General features: G+C 39.9%; 15 protein-coding genes and 1 tRNA gene. 4 read left to right on the plus strand and 12 right to left on the minus strand.

All coding sequences use genetic code 11. The annotated features are described in order from the left end of the window. Positions 1-20 precede the first annotated feature (20 nt). Positions 21-1,415: an MFS transporter gene (locus tag ACXITR_RS03210; RefSeq protein ID WP_457995787.1), complete on the plus strand. Its 1,395-nt coding sequence runs from the start codon at positions 21-23 to the stop codon at positions 1,413-1,415. 103 nt (positions 1,416-1,518) lie between these two features. On the opposite strand, the gene ACXITR_RS03215 is transcribed toward ACXITR_RS03210, so the two are convergent. Beyond that, positions 1,519-2,958 carry a sensor histidine kinase gene (locus ACXITR_RS03215; protein WP_457995788.1) on the minus strand — a complete coding sequence of 480 codons (1,440 nt, stop codon included), beginning with the start codon at positions 2,956-2,958 and terminating at the stop codon, positions 1,519-1,521. 113 nt (positions 2,959-3,071) lie between these two features. Continuing rightward, positions 3,072-3,650 carry a metal-binding protein gene (locus ACXITR_RS03220; RefSeq protein ID WP_457995789.1) on the minus strand — a complete coding sequence of 193 codons (579 nt, stop codon included), beginning with the start codon at positions 3,648-3,650 and terminating at the stop codon, positions 3,072-3,074. Positions 3,651-3,700: 50 nt separating this feature from the next. Between ACXITR_RS03220 and ACXITR_RS03225 the strand changes: the two genes are divergently transcribed. Beyond that, positions 3,701-3,772: transfer RNA gene (locus ACXITR_RS03225), tRNA-Val, on the plus strand. Between the two features lie 68 nt (positions 3,773-3,840). Here the strand turns inward: ACXITR_RS03225 and ACXITR_RS03230 are convergent. The 6 genes from ACXITR_RS03230 to ACXITR_RS03255 all read right to left on the minus strand — a co-directional run bounded on the left by ACXITR_RS03230 (position 3,841) and on the right by ACXITR_RS03255 (position 12,614). Next, positions 3,841-4,443 (minus strand): YdcF family protein, encoded by a 603-nt coding sequence (locus tag ACXITR_RS03230; protein WP_457995790.1) that lies wholly within the window; start codon positions 4,441-4,443, stop codon positions 3,841-3,843. A gap of 108 nt (positions 4,444-4,551) precedes the next feature. Next, the gene (locus ACXITR_RS03235; RefSeq protein ID WP_457995791.1) at positions 4,552-7,185 is read right to left on the minus strand and encodes a TIGR03960 family B12-binding radical SAM protein; all 2,634 of its coding nucleotides are present in this window, start codon (positions 7,183-7,185) and stop codon (positions 4,552-4,554) included. Between the two features lie 247 nt (positions 7,186-7,432). Then, positions 7,433-8,188: a pantothenate kinase gene (locus tag ACXITR_RS03240; protein WP_457995792.1), complete on the minus strand. Its 756-nt coding sequence runs from the start codon at positions 8,186-8,188 to the stop codon at positions 7,433-7,435. A 12-nt stretch (positions 8,189-8,200) separates the two neighbouring features. After that, complete coding sequence (locus ACXITR_RS03245; protein ID WP_457995793.1) at positions 8,201-9,079, minus strand: 4-hydroxybenzoate solanesyltransferase; 879 nt, start codon at positions 9,077-9,079, stop codon at positions 8,201-8,203. A gap of 165 nt (positions 9,080-9,244) precedes the next feature. After that, positions 9,245-12,079 (minus strand): DNA polymerase I, encoded by a 2,835-nt coding sequence (gene polA, locus ACXITR_RS03250; protein ID WP_457995794.1) that lies wholly within the window; start codon positions 12,077-12,079, stop codon positions 9,245-9,247. Positions 12,080-12,128: 49 nt separating this feature from the next. Continuing rightward, positions 12,129-12,614, minus strand: a complete 486-nt coding sequence (locus tag ACXITR_RS03255; protein WP_457995795.1) for a hypothetical protein — start codon at positions 12,612-12,614, stop codon at positions 12,129-12,131. 352 nt (positions 12,615-12,966) lie between these two features. On the opposite strand from ACXITR_RS03255, the gene ACXITR_RS03260 reads away from it, so the two are divergent. After that, positions 12,967-14,316 (plus strand): gluconeogenesis factor YvcK family protein, encoded by a 1,350-nt coding sequence (locus tag ACXITR_RS03260; RefSeq protein WP_457995796.1) that lies wholly within the window; start codon positions 12,967-12,969, stop codon positions 14,314-14,316. Here the strand turns inward: ACXITR_RS03260 and ACXITR_RS03265 are convergent. The 4 genes from ACXITR_RS03265 to ACXITR_RS03280 form a co-directional block, all read right to left on the minus strand. Continuing rightward, positions 14,286-14,702 (minus strand): DUF309 domain-containing protein, encoded by a 417-nt coding sequence (locus tag ACXITR_RS03265; RefSeq protein WP_457995797.1) that lies wholly within the window; start codon positions 14,700-14,702, stop codon positions 14,286-14,288. The two genes, ACXITR_RS03260 and ACXITR_RS03265, sit on opposite strands and share 31 nt — an antisense overlap. Positions 14,703-14,894: 192 nt before the next feature. Beyond that, positions 14,895-17,057: a polyribonucleotide nucleotidyltransferase gene (locus ACXITR_RS03270; RefSeq protein WP_457995798.1), complete on the minus strand. Its 2,163-nt coding sequence runs from the start codon at positions 17,055-17,057 to the stop codon at positions 14,895-14,897. Between the two features lie 118 nt (positions 17,058-17,175). Continuing rightward, positions 17,176-19,353: a lytic transglycosylase domain-containing protein gene (locus ACXITR_RS03275; RefSeq protein ID WP_457995799.1), complete on the minus strand. Its 2,178-nt coding sequence runs from the start codon at positions 19,351-19,353 to the stop codon at positions 17,176-17,178. Between the two features lie 116 nt (positions 19,354-19,469). After that, the gene (locus tag ACXITR_RS03280; RefSeq protein WP_457995800.1) at positions 19,470-20,312 is read right to left on the minus strand and encodes an ABC transporter ATP-binding protein; all 843 of its coding nucleotides are present in this window, start codon (positions 20,310-20,312) and stop codon (positions 19,470-19,472) included. A 179-nt stretch (positions 20,313-20,491) separates the two neighbouring features. On the opposite strand from ACXITR_RS03280, the gene petJ reads away from it, so the two are divergent. Further along, positions 20,492-20,827 carry a cytochrome c6 PetJ gene (petJ, locus tag ACXITR_RS03285; protein WP_457995801.1) on the plus strand — a complete coding sequence of 112 codons (336 nt, stop codon included), beginning with the start codon at positions 20,492-20,494 and terminating at the stop codon, positions 20,825-20,827. Positions 20,828-20,997 lie beyond the last annotated feature (170 nt).

Below are 20,997 nucleotides of genomic sequence, written 5' to 3' on the forward strand. Positions count from 1 at the left end.
AACAAAAATCGTCACAAACAGTGAATTTTCTGAAGGTATTTCAAACCATCGAGCGCCCACAACTTTTTAACATCGGCATTTTATTCGCCTGTGGACTACTATTTTGGATGAGTATGTCATCCCTGCTTCCCACCCTTCCTGCCTACATTGAAGACATGGGAGCAGAACCCAAACAAGTAGCCATCGTCATGAGCTTTTTTATCGTCGGTTTATTAGGCTCTCGTGTGTGGTTGGGGCAGTTAGCCGATCAAAGCCTAGATGTTTGTCTGCAAAAAGTTCCCCTCTCCAAAACTATCACCCAATTTATTTTTAAAGTCGGTAAATTCTTTTTTGGTAATCTAGTATATTACCCCAGCCGTAAAGTAATTATCCTCATTGGTGCCACCGTAGCGGCGATCGCTCCTTTAGGTTACTTATTCTTGAGTGAAATTCCCCAACTCATGGGCATTAGAGCATTTCATGGCATCAGTATTGCCGCCTTTACCACAGGTTATAACGCCCTCGTGGTGGACATATCACCCCCCAAACAAAAAGGAGAACTAATCGGCTATATGAGTTTAGTAATTCCCCTCGGCATGGCCATTGGCCCGGCTGTGGGTGGTTTCTTACAAACCTATGGTAGCTATCAAATTCTCTTTTCCTTCTGTGCAGGATGTGGACTATTATCATTATTTCTTGGCTCAAAAGTGAGGGAATTTCCCCCCGAAAGACAAGCACAAATCAGAGAAGAACAGAAAAAATCCTCTCAAAACCCTAACCCACAAAATAACCTAGGGCGTAGTTTCAAAGAACTATTTTTAGATCGCTCATTTCTCGTACCTACCCTAACCTTACTTTTAGTCGGTTCATTATTTAGTACCATTGTTACCTTTTTACCCCTCCATATCAGAGATTTAGATATTAACTTTAACGTAGGTCTTTTTTATACAGGAACGGCGATCGCCTCATTTTCCATGCGCTTTTTTGCAGGTCAAGCCTCCGATGTCTATGGTAGAGGACGTTTCATTACCCTAAGTCTTCTTTGCTATATCATCTCCATGATTTTACTAGCAGAAGCCACAACCCCCCTCGCTCTTATCATCGCCGCCCTATTTGAAGGAGCAGGGGCTGGAATGTTTATCCCCATTACCCTAGCCCTCATTTCAGATCGATGTACCTTCAAAGAAAGAGGTAGAGCTTTTTCCGTCTGTATCGGCGGTTTTGATGTGGGAGTTGCCCTCGGTAGTGCCGTGATTGGGACATTATTTCTTGATCTTGGCGGTTATACCCTTCTTTTCACCATCGCAGGAATCATGGCAACCATCGCCCTAATCATCTTTATGACAAGTGGTAATAAAAACCTCACCAACTCCCTAAAATTTGCATGGACAAACACCCCCGACTATCATGCCCTTAGGGAAGGAAACGGTTTATAATACTAGAACTATCATTACCATTGCCGAACTAAACCAAAAATCATACCTTAACTCACCAACGCCCCAAAAACAATAAAACCCCCTTGCCTTGGGCATCTGTAGGCTATGATTCACCACCCATCATTCTCTGTTGCTTTCCGAGGGGAAGAAATATAGTTAAAATTTCCCCTTTATTTTGATTTTGCTTAATAATTAACTTACCGCCCAAAACATTAAAAATATGTTTAGTAACATCAGGATTCAAAGATAAACTACCCGTATCTGGTTGAAATAAAAGTAATTTTCCCAAACATTTTACCTGATTACTATTCAAATTGGACTCCGACAAAAACTGTAACTTAAGTTGATCCCCTGACGGTAAAACTAACACCTGAAAATGTCCACCGCTAGGAATATTTCGAGTAAATTTTTCCATTAATCCCCCCAACATTTGCGTTAAAATAACGGGGTCACTTACTACTTGGGGTAACTTTTTCGGTACAATAAAATCGAGGACAATGTTTCTTCTTTGTGCTTGTCTTTTCCAGATAGGAATAGTTTGATTTAAAATTTGTTCTAAACATACAGGAACTAGATTAAGCTCTTTGTGTTTATGGGGAGTTGCTTCTAATTCGGCAACCCGAAAAATTAAATCCATTCTGTTAATTTGTTCACTACATTCCTGCTCAATCATCTCTAAATATTTAGTTAATTCAGGAAATGCTTTTGCTTTTTTTTGTAATAACTTTGTGAGGGTTTTAATGGAAGTTAGAGGGGTTCTGATTTCATGGGTAAGGGCTTGTAGTAATTCAATTTCTGGGTATGGAGGCAGGGGAGTTTTTTTAAGAGAAATGCTTTGATGACGTTTTTCTGAGGGCTTAGAAATAATTTCTTCTGATGGTTTTAAAGCAATTAACCTTAAGTTTTCCAATAAAAATTGGCTGAAGTGACTGACTATTTTATAATGGGGAGTTCTAGGACTAAATGTAGTTATTAATTCTTGTAAATAGTTTTCTTGATACTGATAGTTAAGGACTATTTTCTTTCTTAATAATGCCCATGCTTGATTAATTAAATCTGGGTCAAAGGAAAAGTTAAAAATAGCTTGTTTTTGGGAGTTTATTCCTTTTACCAGTAAACAGCTAAATTCATTGGTTAGCACAAGACAAAAATCTTCGTTATTAAAGGAATCTTGATCTTGTAAAGGGATGTTGATGGGGGAAAATATTTTTTCTGTGACTACGGTATTTTTTTCACACACAGGCAATACCATTTGTCGCTCGAGGGAGGAGGAAAAAACCGCTACTTCTAAATTTTGTAATAATTCGGTGTGGGTAATGGCTGGGCTTGGTGATGAAATTACTACCCCTTGTACTGTTTTCGGGGAGTGGGCAGGAATCGTTAGATGTAATAGTTGTTCTATGGATGCGATCGCACTATACCACTCTTGCTGTGCCTTAACCTCACTTTTTTCAGAGGCAACACCAACAAATTGAGAGTTAAAAGAACCATTGGAGGGAAAAAGATCTATTAACTTGAGAGATAGAGGATCAGATACAATCATTACTTAATGTCATACTAATAACGTTTCGCACATGTTCATGATAACCTGTTGCCCTAGGTTTCATAAATGAGTATAACCGAACGTCAGGGAATAATCACTATCTAGTGTATGGGTCAATTTTTCCTTCGAGGAGATTTTCTGGTAGGTTTTCTTTTTAACTGAGGTTTTCTAGGGGATTTTTTGTTGTTTTTTTTACTTCTCTTTTTTAACCATGACCCGATACCATCAGCTACATAATGACTCATTGCCCCCAATTCTAAACCGATAAACAGGGCTACGATTTCTTTTATATAAATGGTTCCAACTATCCTTAGATTGTTTACTATTCCTTGCCATTGCCATATTTGAGGGAAAATTGTAAGGGCGATCGCCCCTAAAACAAAACCAAGTAATAGTATGATCAAAGAAAGATATAGACTACGAATTACCGTGCCAATGATAAAACCGTGGGAAAAAAAAGAACGGTGACGCAAATATTTTTGATAGGGTAGCCAGATAAACTTAAAGTGACCCCATCTTTTAAACTGCACAGAATAAATATCCAAATCAGGACCAAACATCATTCCGCTAAATAAAAATCCAGAAGCGACTACAAAGCCTGTCAATAGGTCTTTTGAGACGATGATAGTGCCGATGAAAATCCATGGTAAACAAAGCCATGTAATTCGGTCGTGATTTTTTCCAGAAGGCATGTTGCATTTTTAAAAAAGAGTTGTTATAATTATAGAGGTGAACGCAACGAGGGCGATTAGCTCAGTGGTAGAGCGCCTGCCTTACAAGCAGGACGTCACTGGTTCAAATCCAGTATCGCCCATATCAAATCACAAAGATAAAATTAAGCCCCATGGTAATCACGGGGTTTTTTTTGTTTATGAAACGTACTTAAATCAGGTCAGTTATGGAAAATTGGGCTTGTTGGGTTAGTCGGGGATTAAGACTTGCCCCTGTACGGCCACTAAATATCCATAAAAAAGATCTTGCCACATCCCGAATAACTCGAGAGGTTTCTTCCCTTTGTTGTCCAGAGGATACGGAAACAGGAGTTACAATAATTCCCCTACTCCCAAACACCACCGTTGCGATCGCACGGGAGCGTCTCATGTGAAAATCTGAGGTGATGAGATAAACATGATGAATATTATTTTCCAGTAAAGCATTTACTGTGGTGGTAAAGTTCGTAACCGTATCCGTGGCACGGTTATCTAAATGAACGCGCTCAGGATCAAGATCTCCATTAATTAAAACCTGCCCCTCGGAAGGGGAACCACTAGAAACCCATACGGGTAAATTAGGATGTTTCTGGGCAAACTCAAGGGCGAAATGTTCCCTACCTGTGCCTCCGCCTAATACCAAAATAGCTTGGGGTTGGGGCGATCGCACTTTGGTTAAAAGAATTTGAGTAGGCACATTTGCCACCACCAATAAAAAGATAGTGGTTAGGGTAACGAAACTTAAGCTGAATATTTTGGCAGTAAATTTTTTCATGGTTAATAAGATACCAAAGGTGGCTCTAATCCATCATAACAATTCGAGATCAAGGTCTATCATCAGCACGGGGGGGGCAAGGGGGTTAAACCCCTTATTAAATGGTTTTTATTGAGTAATATGATCGGTTAAGAGGATCATTTCTCGATGGGCTTTAGTAATAGTCAATGTTTCTGAGCTAACCTGCTCTAACATATAACAAACATGATCAGGGGTTAATAAAGAGCCATCATTTTTGGCACTTCCTGTATATTTAATAGTAATAGTTTCTGACTTCTCAAAATTATCATCAGCCAAGCATAAACTTAATAAATTAGCCCTTAAATTGACCATTTTTTTCTTACGTTTTTTAGAGTTTTTTTCCATCAATATTTCCGAGGCATTGTTAACCTCATTAATCCAATTTTGCCACTGATGAAGACTAATATTGTTATCAGCAGATAGGGTTACCAAATATTCCGCTGTGTCTAATATTTGCGTTGCCTTAGCCGATTTTATGGGTAATTCTTCCACCTTAATTAAAGGTAATTCCATAGGAAGTTGAGCCTGTAATTTTTCCACAAACTCATCAATATCCATGCGGGTATGATTTTCAAAATCAACAATTTCACCGTTACTTGTCATCCCCAAAGATAGGGCGAGGGCGATGGAAATTTTAGGGCCGGGGTGAAAACCTCCTGTGTAGGAAATGGGAAGACTTGCCCTTCTCACGGCGCGATCGAACAAACGTACTAAGTCCAGATGGCTTAATAATGCCATATCCCCCTGTTTACCAAACCATACTCGAATCCGTTGGGCTTTTTCTTGGTTAGGTTTAAAGTTGCCCACATAGTCGGGAATGGGGGGAGGGGTGACAACGATGTTATGACCAAAATCGGGGCTACAAACACCGCAACTACTGCAACCATCAAAGGCACAGTCTGGCACGGTGGCTTCTGCCAAGGCTTTTTCTAGGTCTTCTTTGAGCCATGTTTTATCGATCCCCGTATCTAAATGATCCCATGGTAACGGGGCATAATAGTTGATGTTATCATGGTTTTCCTCTGGGTTTTGAGCATCAAAAATATTCCATTCACCGCTTTCGACTTTACGATATTTCCAGATCAACCCGGCTTCTTCGATGGCGGTTTCCCATGCCTGATAAGCCTTGTCGATGCTTTCCCACCAAGAATCCATCCCGGCACCCAATTCCCACGCGCGACGGACTACGGGGGCTAAAGTGCGATCGCCCCTACCCACAAAATCTTCAATGGCGGAGATACGCACATCGGTATAATTCACCTTCACACCCCGAAGATGATAAAAAGCATCCTTGAGTAAATCCCGTTTACGCAAAAATTCCGAGGTAGAAACGGAGTGCCACTGAAAAGGGGTATGGGGTTTGGGGGTAAAGTTGGAGATGGTGATATTAAAATTAAGACGCTTACTACTGAGGTGATGGCATTCTTGACGTAACCATTTGACGGTTTCCACAATACCCAATACATCCTCATCGGTTTCCCCAGGTAAGCCAATCATGAAATAAAGTTTGACCTGATTCCATCCTTCCCTGACGGCGGTTTGAATACCCCGCAACAATTCCTCGTTAGTTAAACCCTTATTAATAATATCCCGCATTCGTTGAGTACCTGCTTCAGGGGCAAAGGTTAACCCTGTTTTACGAGTACCACCGATAATATTAGCAATGTTTTCATCAAAACGATCTACCCTCTGACTAGGTAAAGAAAGGGAGATATTTTCATCCTTGAGACGGTTTTTGATTTCGATACCCACGGAAGGTAAAGAGAGATAATCGGAACAACTGAGGGATAATAAAGAAAACTCGTTAAATCCTGTGGCTTTCATACCATCTACAATACTATCAACCACCGCCTCGGGTTCCACATCCCTAGCAGGGCGAGTTAACATCCCTGGTTGACAAAAGCGACATCCTCTGGTACATCCCCTACGGATTTCCACCGTAAGGCGATCATGGACAGTTTCCACATAGGGTACTAAACCGATAGAATAGGCTGGGATGGGGGTGGCTACCCTGCGCAAAATTCTTTCTGGTACATCGTCACGGTTGGGCTTCACACTGCCATCGGGTTGCATATCATAAAATTGCGGTACATACACCCCCGGCACTTGGGCAAGGTCAAGTAGTAATTCTGTTCTAGTTAAGCCGTCTTTTTTTCCTTCTTCAATCACCAAACCAATTTCGGGTAACAATTCTTCTCCGTCACCGAGGGCTACAAAATCGAAGAAATCGGCGTAGGGTTCGGGGTTTGAGGTGGCTGTTTGCCCCCCTGCAAAGATGAGGGGATAGTCGGTATCTTTTCTTTCTTGCCAGGTGAGGGGAATATGGGCAAGACTGAGCATTTCGAGGATATTGGTGGCACCTAATTCGTAGCTAAGGCTAAAGCCTAATATATCGTATTCTTTTACGTCTCTTTTGGTTTCTAGTCCAAAGAGGGGGGTATGGGTATCCCTCATTTTTTGGGATAAGTCGGGGGCAGGAAGGTAGGCGCGATCGCACATTTGCCGTGGTTGAGCATTGATGATATTGTAGAGAATAATATGCCCAAGGTTTGACGCTCCTACTTCGTAAATTTCAGGATATGTTAACACCCAGCGCACCGAGGCACTTTCCCAATCTTTATGTTTTGAGCCTAATTCGTTACCTAAATAACGGGCTGGTTTAAAAATATCTGGGGTGATAAGATTTTCTGGTTTAATACTGGTATTAGGTGCGATCGCCATTATTGTCTCAGGTTTTAATACAATTGTTTCCTAATCTATTATAAACCGCATCAGCAGTGGAGTAAGCAACGGTGTTGATAATGAAAATTCACAATTATCCAATGTAGTTAAAGATTAAAAAAAGACTAAAAGATAAAATAATTTCAAATAGTAAAATTTTGATCGATATTTTTAGGTTCATAACTTTAAGCTATTTTCCATAGGGTTTAAGTTTTAATAGGTTATTATTTTTATTATTCATTCTCAATTACTTTACTGCTTCGATTTTATACTCTTTCATGCCATAGAAAATGAGATCAGAATCAAAGATAATTTTATCTGCTAAAGAGGGATAAATTTTTCCAAAATATTGTTTTAATAACATGGTATCCCCCCCCGTAAGAATGATAGAAGAAGAAGGATATTTTTCTAACCAATCATCTATAAATCCTTTGATGCCCCCAAGAATAGTATAGATTACCCCACTTTGAATGGCATTAGGGGTGTTTTTTGCCCAACGGGGAATAAATTGCTCTAATATTTCCACTTCGGGAAGGGCCGCAGTATTAAAAAAAAGGGTTTCCATTTGTAACTTTACCCCGGGTAGAATAGCACCGCCGATTAATCTCCTAGTATCATTTGCCCCCGTGAAGGTTAAAGCCGTGCCACTGTCGATAACCAGACAAGGAAATCCATATTTACAACCCCCTCCCCAAAGGGCTAAAGTGCGATCGCACCCCATGGTATTATAGATACCTTCAATGGGAATAGAGTGTACATCAATAATGATAGTCTGGGGTAATTGTAGATATAAACGAGTGGCAGAAGGCACCACAGAAGCCACATAGAGAGGAATTTCTTTTTTTAAATAACCATTAATTTCTGGGGGAATTATATCCTCTAACTCCCGTAAAGAATCCCCCTTGATAGTATTCCAGGTTTGCTGTAGCTCATTCTCCACAAAATAAGCCCAGTGTAAACGGGAATTACCAATCATTAATCCTAACCAATTTTCCTGACTCAATGTCCTTTACCCCTAACGAATGCCTACAATAATACCCAACAACAAAATAAAGCCAATGGTCACATTTTGCCCAAAAATACCACCATAGTTAATCGACTCCCCATCAGTTTTTCTTAACTCGATATACTGTCCTACCCACAGGATAACGGCGATCGCCCATGTCACCCCAAAAATGAAGGAAAAACCATTCACAGCACCAAGATAAGCAAATAAACCAGCAGTCAGAGCAAAAAATAAACCCACTGCATCCGCCACAAAATCCCCAAAAAAGATGGCACTAGAATTAATTCCTACCTGTAAATCATCCTTTTTATCCGCCATGGCATAAACCGTATCAAACCCCAAAGTCCATAACACCGTTGCACCCCATAAAATCCAAGCATTATCGCTCAAATTGCCCGTTACCGCACTCCAACTAATTAACACCGCAAAACCCCAAGCAATGGATAACACCAACTGAGGCACAGGGAAAACCCTCTTAGCCAAAGGATAACAGACAATCACGGGTACAGAAGCCACACATAACCAAAAACTGAGGGGATTGAGAAAAAAAGCCAACCCAGCCGCACAACCAAGGGAGACAATAAAAACAACAATACCAACCTTCACCGACAGCGCCCGTGAAGCGAGGGGACGCTTTTTAGTTCTTTCTACCTTATCATCAATATTACGATCCCATAAATCATTGATCACACAACCGGCGGCACTTGTCGCCAGACTTCCCAAAATAACGATAAATATTAAACTAAGGGGCGGTTTACCTTCCCCCGCCACAAATATTGCCCAGAGGGCTGGAATCATTAAAATGAGTCGTCCTGCGGGTTTATCCCACCGTAATAATTTGATGATACTATCTAGGGTACTAGGGTTGTTAACCTCTGCAGAAGTCATGATAATTTATTAATATTATTGCCTTTAGCTTATTTTATCGGAATTTTTTGCCCCTTTGCTATGACAAAAATATTTTTTGTTTTTTGCCTAATTTAAGAGGAGAGATAGAAAACACAAGGAAAGAGATAGTTATGGTTAACCGTCAATGGTCAATTATTAATTAACTTATTTCGCTTCCATCCAGTTTTTCCCTGTGTGAATATCCACAATTAAAGGTATTGATAAATTAACCACATTTTCCATAATATCTTTTAGCTTAATGGTCAATTCTTCCACTTCATGGGGAGGAATCTCAAAAACTAATTCGTCATGGACTTGTAATAATAATCTACTTTCATAGGATGACAATAAATCATTAATTTTAACCATGGCCATCTTAATAATATCGGCACTAGAACCCTGTATGGGAGCATTAGCTGCAGCCCTTAAGGCTTGAGCATCATAATTATTGAACTTTAACTCATCTAAATTAATAGACTCTGGGGCTTTTCCTCTTAATGAATTAAAGGCGCTATTTCCAAAATTAAAATATCTTCTTCTTCCTAAAATAGTAGTTACATAGCCATTGCCAAGAGCTTCTTTTTTCATAGTTTCTAGGTAATTAAAAATACCAGCATATTTTTCCTGATAAATTTGAATAAACTGTTGAGCTTCTTTCACACTTACCCCTGTTTTTCTGGCAAACTTTTGCGCCCCCATACCATAAATCACCCCAAAATTAATGGTTTTTCCTAGGCTTCTTTCATAGGAATTGATGTCTTTTTTATCTAATAATAATTGGGCAGTAACGGTATGAATATCTTGATTATTTTGATAGGCTTCGATTAAAATGGGTTCTTGACTAAGATGGGCTAAAATTCTAAGCTCAATCTGGGAATAGTCTGCCCCTAAAAATAACCAATTTTCTTGGGGAATAAATGCCCGTCTAATTTGGCGAGAAAATTCGGAACGAATGGGGATATTTTGTAAGTTAGGATTGGATGATGAGAGTCTCCCGGTGGCGGTGACGGTTTGATTATAATTCGTGTGGATTCTTTGGGTATCTGGATTGATAAGGGTAGGTAAACTATCTACATAGGTAGATTTTAATTTAGAAAGGGTGCGATGTTGCAAGATTTCAGGAATGATGGGATGATCTTTTTCTAGCTTTTCTAGTATTACTTGATTGGTAGAATATCCTGTTTTAGTTTTTTTTGTTTTACGGGTATCTAGTCCTAGTCTTTCAAATAATAATGTGCTTAATTGTTTTGGCGATGCAAGGTTAAGTTTTTCCCCTGCTAATTCATAGGCTTTTTGTTCAATTTCTTCTAAATCTTTACCTATTTTTTGGGATAATGGCTCTAAATATTCTTTGTCAATGGTAATGCCATCCCTTTCCATTTGGGCTAAAATTGGTTCTAATTTTAGTTCTAGGTTAAATACTTCTTTTAGTTCGGGAATTTTATTTAATTCTTCTTGTAATATTAGGGTTAATTTATAAGTGGCGATCGCATCTAACGCACCATAGGAAGCAGCGATTTCAATGGATAAATTAGCAATAGTTTCCCCTTTTTTAATATCTAAATCATCATAGTTTTGGGATACTGTATCTGTTAAATATTGCAAACAAAGACTACTTAATTTATGACTTTGTTCGGGTTGTAAAACGTAACTTGCCAACATGGTATCAAACACAACCCCTTTTAGTTCAATGCCTTGATGGGCAAAAATTAAGCGATCAAATTTAGCGTTTTGAAAGGTTTTGGGATATGAATGACTTTCAAGGATAGGCTTTAATTTTCCTAAGACTAATTCGGTGCTTAACTGTTGCCCTTGGGTATGTTTAAGGGGAATATAAACGCTTTCTTTTTCCGTCTCACCCCAACAACAACCAATGCCGACTAAGTCTGCTTGTTGAGTATCGAGGGAGTTGGTTTCTGTATCCCATGCAGGGGGTTTTTTCCCATCAGTTTGTTGTTTTAAAACATTGATAAAATTATTTAACTTTTCTTCGGTATCGACAATAATAGGGTTAATGATTTCTTGCTTAGAGGGAGTATTAAACAAAGATAATTGCTCATTTTCTGGTGACTCATTAGGGGAAGTTAGTTTAAATTCTTCTCCTCCTAATTTATCTTGAATTTTATTAATTTGAGTAACAAAACTTTTTAGTTCTAATTGTTCTAATAATGCTATGGCTTGATCTGTATTAATTCCAGTCAATTGATAATTATTCAGATTATTTTCTAAATTTATATCAGTAACTATCTGAGCTAAATACTGAGAATGAAGAGCATCTTTTTCTCCATTAATAAGTTTTTTTTGAATCGCACCTTTTATATTATTGATATTTTTATAAACATTAGCTAAATTATCATATTCTTGTAATAGTTTAACTGCTGTTTTATCTCCTATTCCTAGCACCCCTGGTATGCTATCAGATTTGTCACCGCAGAGGGCTTTAAAATCGACTATTTGCTTGGTGTTTACCTGCATTTTGTCAAAAACTTCTTTTTCTGTAAATTCGTTATATTTCCCTAAATGTTTGTCGGGATAGAGGACGCTAATTTGAGCTTTATCATCTACTAATTGAAATAAATCCCGATCGCCACTTACTATTTTTACGGCATAATTTTGTTGGGATGCTTGAAGGGCAAGGGTACCTAAAACATCATCCGCTTCATAACCAGAGGCTGTGACAATGCTGATATTAAGGGCTTGTAATAGTTGCTGGAGGTTATATAAATCTTCCATAAAATCATCGGGAGTTTCTTTGCGATCGCCCTTATAATTAGCGTCAGCAGTATGGCGAAAAGTAGCTTCTCTGAGGTCAAATGCGATCGCCATTAATTCTGGTTGATAACTATCAACTAATTGAAACAAAGAATTTAGGAAACCATAACAAACACTGGTGGGAATCCCTGTGGAAGTACGTAATGGCCCTTTTCTCGCCTTGGCAAAGGCATAATAAGCACGGTAAGCGAGGGAATGTCCATCAATGAGGAGAAATAACGGATTCATATAACAAGTTAATAATTAATTTTTAAATTTAGAAGTTTTATTGATTTTTTTATGTATCTTCCAGAATATCTTCCATTATCTTTTGTATTAACTTTAATTTTATTTTTTTATCCAAGAATGATATTTGTTCCTTATAAAAATTATCAAAATTAATACTATCTGTTCCGTCCAGAGCCATTTGTTCAATAAGATCTAATAGCGGATTCTGATCATCCCTATTAGTTGATTTGATGCCTTTTTTATTCTCTATTGCCTCATAAAAAGCTAGTTGAAGTTCACTACTTTTTATCATCAAATCTTCCTTTTTTTTAGCAATCATTTTTTTCTTCTCTTGAAGACTTAACAAATCACTTTCAATCTCTTGTTCTATGTTGTTTATCTCTTTTTTGATCGATAATTTATGGTTACTAAAAAGTGCGGAAGATAGCTCATGATAAAGACCCTTTAAGTTTTCCCTTAATTGTTGATGTTTCTCATTTATTTCAACTTCTTTCAAAAAAAGTTCTTTTTCTAAATCACCTATATTACTACTCATTCTCAATTATTTAAGGTCGATGTTTGCCAGTCATATTTAAAACCTTATTAGGCTGTACAGGTTTTGAAAGAAAATTGGTAACACTTACAATTTTAGTGTTTATTTCTTTCACAATACCATCATTTGAAGTAAAAATAACCATAAAAATATTACCTCTTCCCTCTGTCTAGTCCTATCACTTTTGCCTTAAATCTTTGGTATATATTTGGGAGATTCCCATTTATCGGCTACCATGAGTTTTGAAAGGGAGAATTTTTCAGATGCTCAAAAGCCTGTTTCGGAAGGAAATTTATTCTTTCCCCTGGGCCCCTGACATCATCAAAGCCTTCCACCACTGAACTTATAAACTGATATGGGTAAAAACAACGATCGCAAAAAAAATAATGGCTGGTATCGATGGCTATCCCCCGGCATTTCTGTAAAACGTTGGTTAATTATCAGTTTGTTAGGTGTTTTATTTACCATTTTAGGGTTGGCTATTTGGGTGAAACTAACCCCCATTAATCGCCTGATAGAATTTATCATCGATTCTCTTAACCGCATCACCAATGTAATTCCCAATTATATTTCTGGGCCATTGGCTTTTTTTGTGGGTATCTTGCTCTTATATTGGGGACAAAAAGGAGCGTTTGGATCAATTACGGATGTATTACAACCCGATAACGATCAACAGTTGATTGATGTATTGTGGAATCGTCGCCAGCGAAATAAAGGACTAAAAATAGTTGCCTTGGGGGGCGGTACGGGTTTATCAACTCTTTTGCGGGGAATTAAAAAATATAGTGGTAATGTGACGGCGGTGGTGACGGTGGCTGATGACGGTGGCTCATCGGGTATTTTACGTAGGGAATTGGGGGTATTACCCCCAGGAGATATTCGCAATTGCATTGCGGCTTTAGCAAAGGAGGAAACCCTATTAACGGAATTATTCCAATATCGTTTTCAGGAGGGGGAAGGGTTAAAAAATCATAGTTTTGGTAATCTTTTTTTGACCGCCATGGCAGATATTACCCATGATTTGGAAAAGGGAATTGATGCTAGTGCCAAGGTATTGGCTATTACGGGGCGTGTTTTACCTGCTACCCTCGACAATGTCACTTTGTGGGCAAAATATGCCGATGGTTCTATGGTACACGGAGAGTCACAAATTCCCCAACAGGGTAAAAAAATAGTTGATTTTGGTTGTAAGCCTGAGTTTCCAAAGGCTGTGCCTTCGGTGTTAAAAGCTATTGAACAGGCGGATTATATCATTTTGGGGCCGGGGAGTTTATATACCAGTGTGATTCCTAATTTATTAGTCCCTGAAATTAGAAGTGCGATCGCCCGCAGTTCTGCCCCTAAGATATATGTATGTAACATCATGACTCAACCCGGAGAAACCGATGGCTATACCGTCGCCGATCATATACGAGCCATTGACACCATTTGTGGAGTAAAATTATTTGATGCGGTATTGGTGCAAGGGAGAAAGCCATCCCCCGAAGCCCTCCGAATTTATGCCGATGAAAAATCCCATCCTGTTTTTTTAGATCGAGAAGAAGTCAAAAAATTGGGTAGAAGAATAGTACAGGTTAATGTGATGAGTGAAAATCCTGATAACTTTAGTATTCGCCATAATCCCATGCTACTTAGTAAAGCCCTAATTCGATGGTACACTCGCAGACCAAAATATCAAAAGCTCTGGGAAGAATTTTTCCATTGATGGAGTTGAGGTAACTTTACCCCATTTACTGAATCCCTTTCTAACAATTGCCCATAAAAGTCCTTCGCTTTTTCAGGGTCAACTTTTTGTAAAGTCATTAAAAGAGCATAACTTGCATCCGTAAAGGCCAGAATATCTAAATCATAGTGAATAGGTTCAAACTCCCGTAACTTATTGATACCCTCCCCCAACAAAATTAATGCCCCTCGCCAATTACCATTGCTAAGGTGATAGCAACCCACGGCAACTTGTAGAATACCTTGATAAAATTTTTTGTCCGTTTCGGGGGCTTCCATCCAAATTTCTTCTAAGGTGTCATGACAAGGGTAAAACTCCCTTGTATTTAATTGCTCAATTCCTTTTTTTAATTGTTGTGTGGCATCCATGAATTTTCCTTTAAAAACAACAAGGGTTGAATATTTAACCTTAAATTTTTATGGTGTTTAAGTAGCCATGAGACATTTTTTTGAGTGTTAATCATGATCAAAAGTTAGCCCATGGTGGGCAATGCCCACCCTACAAAATATTAACTTTGTTTCATTCTTAATTTGAGTAACTACAGGTTAAACCCAGAACCATTAACCTTCAGCCTCTTGACGGGCTATGGCTGCCTGTTCAGGATGAATACCTAAACGAGTGAGATTTAAACGTCCACGGTTATCAAAACCACGGATTTTTACCACAATTTCATCACCGATGGCTACTTCATCTTCTACCTTACCAACCCTGTGTTCGGCTAGTTGGGAAATATGAATCATACCCTCTTTTCCTGGTAAAACCTCTACAAAGGCGCCGATGTCAATAAGACGGGTAACTTTACCTAAATATACATCCCCTTCATTGAGTTTACGGGTCATGGTTTGGATAATGCGCTTGGCTTGACTAGCTCTTTCGGCTTGTACCGCACAGATGGTAACGGTGCCATCATCGCTGATGTCAATTTTTGAGCCTGTTTGCTCAGTAATACTCTTGATGGTTTTACCCCCAGGCCCAATGACTAAACCAATCATTTCTGGATCAATTTTCATGGTCATCAAACGAGGGGCAAAGGGAGATAATTCCTTACGGGGTTCGCCGATGGGTTTGAGCATCTCTTCGAGGATATGTAAACGGGCAGTTTTTGCCTGTCTGATGGCGTTAGCGATGGTTTCCAACTCTAAACCAGTGATTTTCATGTCCATTTGAAGGGCGGTAATACCTTCATCGGTACCCGCTACTTTAAAGTCCATATCTCCTAAAAAGTCTTCGATGCCCTGAATGTCGGTAAGAATCCTGACTTCATCACCCTCTTTAATTAAGCCCATGGCGGCTCCGCTCACGGGTTTGGTGATGGGTACTCCCGCATCCATTAGGGCGAGGGTAGAGCCACACACAGACCCCATGGAGGTTGATCCATTGGAGGATAGCACTTCAGATACGACCCGAATCACATAGGGAAATTCTGCTTTGGGGGGTAGTACAGGAACGATCGCCCTTTCGGCTAAGGCACCATGGCCGATTTCCCGACGACCAGGCGATCGCAATGGTTTGGTTTCACCCACGGAGTAGGGGGGGAAGTTGTAATGGTGAAGATAGCGTTTTTCGATGTCAGGATGGAGATCATCGGCTAAATCCTGGGCATCTCCCGGGGTACCGAGGGTAGCAATGGATAATACTTGGGTTAAACCCCTTTGGAATAGACCACTACCATGAACCCTACGGGGTAGTAAACCGACTCGAGAGGAGATGGGGCGCACCTGGTCCAGTTTACGGCCATCTACCCTAACTCCGTCCTCAATAATTTGCAGACGCATGAGTTTTTTGGTCAATTGCTTAAAGAGATTGCCTAAAAGTTTAGGATTTTCTGCAATGGCAACCTTGATGGGATCTTCCTCGGGTAAAGGGGCGATCGCACTTTCTAGCACATTAGCCTTAACCACATCTAAAGCCTCATCCCTTGCTTTTTTGTCAAAGTCAAAGTTAGAAAGGACTTTTTTGATCTCATCGGTACACTTATCAGCAACGAGTTTCTCAAGCTCCACATTAGAATCTGCATCGGGTTTAGATTCCACCACCAACTCAATACCCAACTCTTGGATTAAATCCTTTTGAGCCTGAATTAGTTCTAAAATTGCTTCATAACCAAAATCGATGGCCTCAATAATATCCTGCTCAGGGAGTTGATTTGCCCCAGCTTCCACCATGACAACCCCATCGGGAGTACCAGCTACCACAAGATCAAGATCACCATTTTCGATTTCCTCAAAAGTGGGGTTGATGATAAACTCATCCTTTACTAAACCTACCCTCACCGCTGCCATGGGGCCGGCAAAGGGAATTTGAGCCACCAAAGTGGCAATGGATGCTCCCGTTACCGCTAAAACATCGGGGGGTACATTTTCATCCATAGATAGGGTAGCCGCCACAATTTGTAAGTCATCCCTTAACCAAGAAGGAAAGAGAGGACGCATGGGGCGATCAATTAAACGACTGGTCAAAGTAGCTTTTTCTGGGGGTCTTCCTTCACGACGCAAAAAACCTCCAGGAATACGTCCTGCGGCGTATAATCTCTCCTCATAATCAACGGTCAAAGGTAAAAAATCTATGCCTTCTCTGCCTTGAGAACGAGTGGCTGTAACGAAAACGGATGTTTCTCCTGCTTCGATTAATACTGATCCCCCTGCTTGAGGTGCTAACAACCCTACTTTTATTTTTATATCTCTTCCTTCAAAAAAAGATATTGACTTATCATATTCTTCCATTCAAATTTTTCCTTATTCTTCATTTCTCTATCATTTACAGATCGTAGCACGGCGGACGTTAATTCATGGGGATAATTGTGAATTGGACAGGAGGCAAAGGATAAGAATTTTGGCTTAGTTAACTTTCCCCTCCGAAATTGATTAAACCAGAGGTTTCGCTGTCGGGTTGATAGAGGTTTACATAGTTCCAATAGTTGCCAAAAACTGTTTCTATATAACCCTTGGTTTCTGGGAAGGGGATATTTTCCACAAATTGATCAAAATCGCTCAAATCAAATCTTTCGAGCCAACCATCCACACTCCCCGGTCCTGCATTGTAACTGGCGATCGCCAAGAGGGAATTATTATCGTACCTGCGGTGGGTATAATCCAAATACCATGTACCAAGATTAATATTATCATTGGGGTCAGTCAAAGAAAACTCCTCCAATTCAATCTGAGGGGCTATCCATTCCCCTGTCTCGGGCATTACCTGCATTAAACCCGTAGCACCCACCGCCGACTGAATCAGGGGCTGAAACCTCGACTCTTGACGCATGAGGGCAGTCACCAGGAAGGGATTAAGATTTCTTTGGGATGACCACTTCACAATCAAATCTTTGTAGGGCATGGGAAAAAGAGCGTACCAATATTCAGGACTACGGCGTAAAATCCGCCACTGACGCAATTCGTCGGGGTTTTCTCTGGTGCTTAAGCTCCAAATGAGACTAATACTTTGTAAATATTCCCCATCCAATTGTTTTAACAATCCTTGGGTAAATTGTTCCGTTACCGTTACATTGTCAGGATCTGATAATTCTGCTTCAAAAAGGGCGATCGCATCTTCATCTTCCCCTAATAAATATAACTCCTTAAACATCGTCGAACCACCGGGAGGAATAGAGCGCACCGCAGGAAGCTCCACCTCAAAAGTGAGATCTCGCACCGTGGTAAAATCTCCCACCCCACGACCTAAATTAGCCGCCGAACGCCAAGCATAATAAGAATGGGGATGTTTTTCTAAAACAAATTCAAAGGCTTTTTGAGCTTCTTCCGTCTGCCCCAAACTCTGCGCCCATTTGCCTACCCAAAAAGAGGCACGGGGAGTGATACTAGCTTCGGGGTTATTGATGCCAATTTCCTGCGCCCACTGCCAAGCGGACACAAAATCATTTCCTTGGGCAAAATCCTGGGCAATTTGCCAACGAAAATCTGCTGCCTCATCGGATTGGGGGAAACGGCTAATGACTTGATTTCTTACCACACTAGCTTCATCACTTCTTCCTTCACTATTCAAAAGACCAAATTTTTGATTAAGGGCTTCGGGGGCTTCGTTGGGAAAATCCTGAGCAACTTTATCGAGGTAGCCCAGGGCTTCATCGGTGGCAACAAGGGTGGCTAAACGACGCAACCCCAAGGCTGTTTGAGAGTCGTTAGGGTATTCTGCTATTAATTTTCGATAGGCTTCAATGGCCAAAATTTCTTCGTCTCCCACCTGATAACCCCTAGCGATGCGGTAAAGATTTTCGGGGCTAGATGGGGCGTTTTGATAAGCCTGCGCGCCTTTTTTAAATTGTCCCCTTGCCCAATAACTGTCACCGATTATCTGCCATTGGGCTGGTTCTAATTCTTCTTGGTAGTCACTGGCTAATTTATCCCTAAAGCTATCGCTACGGGGGCTTAAATCATATTGGGCGATGGTTAGTAGTAATTCTTTTTGATTAGGATTTTGGGCTAATAATTCGTAAATAATGCTTTTTGTCCGTGGATGTTGGGGAAACTGGGCGATCGCCTTTTGCCAATATTCTGGCTCTTCTTGCCCTAGGCGAAAATAGGCTTCCACAATCACAGGGGAATCGGGATAATCATTAATTAACTGCTCCCAATACTGTTTTGCCCGTAAGTTATCATTAGTTAATTCCCATGCCCTTCCTTGCCGTAAGACGATATAAGGCGCAAGGATAGGATATTGTTGCTCTAAGTTTCGCAAATAATTCCAAGCCTGTCCCCCGTCAAAATCCGTGCGAATCAAATCATTGGCTAGTAAATATCTAGCCCTTGCCCTATCCAAACTAGCATCACTACCATTGGCAATTTCTTCTAATCTAGCTTTCCTATCCTCTGGGCTAACATCGGCTAATGCTAATACTTCCGAAGGGGCATCAAGGCGATATTCTGGTCTTTCTTCTAAGCGAGGTACAATGACATTTTCCCACAAAATTCCCAGTTGGGGAGTCAATACCGTAGCACCAATAATGCCTACGATAAACAGTAAAATAGTGGATATGGGGAGAATTAGCTTTTTACTTTTTTTCATAAATACCTAGTCTGAAGTTAGGGGCATGGAGAATGGGAAAAACCCAGAGGGATCAATTCTAGTGAATTACAAATAACCACCATAGCATTAACTCAAAGGTAATTATTTGTTAGCCATTAAAGTTGATGTCCTGTTAACTTGATAAAAATATCCTCTAGGTTAGAAGGACGAATCATAATGCCCGTTTTATCTTCAATATTATTAACATATTCGTTGGCTTCTTGAGTGCTGGGGAAAAATTGATAATCTATGCGATCGCCCTTTTGAGTTACCATGATACCCTGTCCATACTTTTCCTTAAACTCATTCACCGTACCCAATTCGATTAACTGCCCCGCATCAATGATACCAACCCTTTCACATAAAAATTCTACTTCCTCCATATAATGGGTAGTGAGTAAAATAGTCATACCCTGACGATTCAAATCTTTAATAATTTCCCATAAACGGCGACGGGTTTGAGGATCTAATCCTACCGTAGGTTCATCTAAAAATAACACTTGGGGATTATGTAATAACGCCCGTGCAATTTGTAAACGTCTTTTCATCCCCCCAGAAAGGGTTTTTACTAGGTCTAAACGGCGATCGCCCAATTCCACATATTCCAACCAACGATCAATTAATTCTTGTCTTTCGGGGTTAGGGATATGGTGCATCCTGCCATGAAATTCGAGGTTTTCCCACACCGTCAATTCCCCATCAACGCTAGTTTGCTGTAAAACTACCCCAATATTACGCTTCACCTTTTCAGGAGACTTTACCACATCATATCCAGCCACCTCAATATCACCCCTACTAGGACGAGCCAGAGTAATTAACATTTTGATAGTAGTAGATTTTCCTGCACCATTGGGCCCTAATAAACCAAAGATTTCCCCCGATTTAATTTCAAAGGATAAATCATTAACCACAGGAACTTTATTATATATTTTAGTTACTTTTTTTAGTCTTACCGCCACAATTTATCTCTTTAAAAAATTATTAATTTAAAACACTTACCATCATCATGGTACTGAGTATCACCGCTAGATTGTAAAGAATAATTACAAAACCCCTAAAATTGACAGCCAGTCTTTTGACATCAAAAGTTGACCTAATAAAGAATTAAAAACAGAAACAAAAACATTATAAACAAATAATGAAAAAGATCCTTAGCCTAATTTTATTACTAACAACCCTCATTAGTTTTTCCTTTACCAGCCCTGCCCTAGCAGGAGATATTGCTAAAGGGGCATCAATTTTTAGTGCCAACTGTGCGGCTTGTCATATGGGTGGTAGAAACGTAGTTAACGCCGCCAAAACTCTTCAAAAAGAAGACTTAGAAAAATATGATATGTATTCCATCGAAAACATTGCATATCAAGTAACCAATGGTAAAGCAGCCATGCCAGCATTTGGTGGAAAATTGAATGCTGAACAAATTGAAGATGTTGCCAGTTACGTTTTAGCCCAAGCCGATAAAGGCTGGAAATAGTCAGGGCTTAGACAGTAGGGGTTGAGGAATAATGAACTACAGCAATCCGCTACTCTGAGATTGCTGTTTCTGACGCTTCTTTGCAGACATCTGCTTTTTCGCCCCAAGTTGCCTCATACTTCCGCATTCGGTAGAGCTTGACGACTCTGCGTCTAAAGAGGCACGTTCCA

The organism is Cyanobacterium sp., assembly GCF_054166785.1.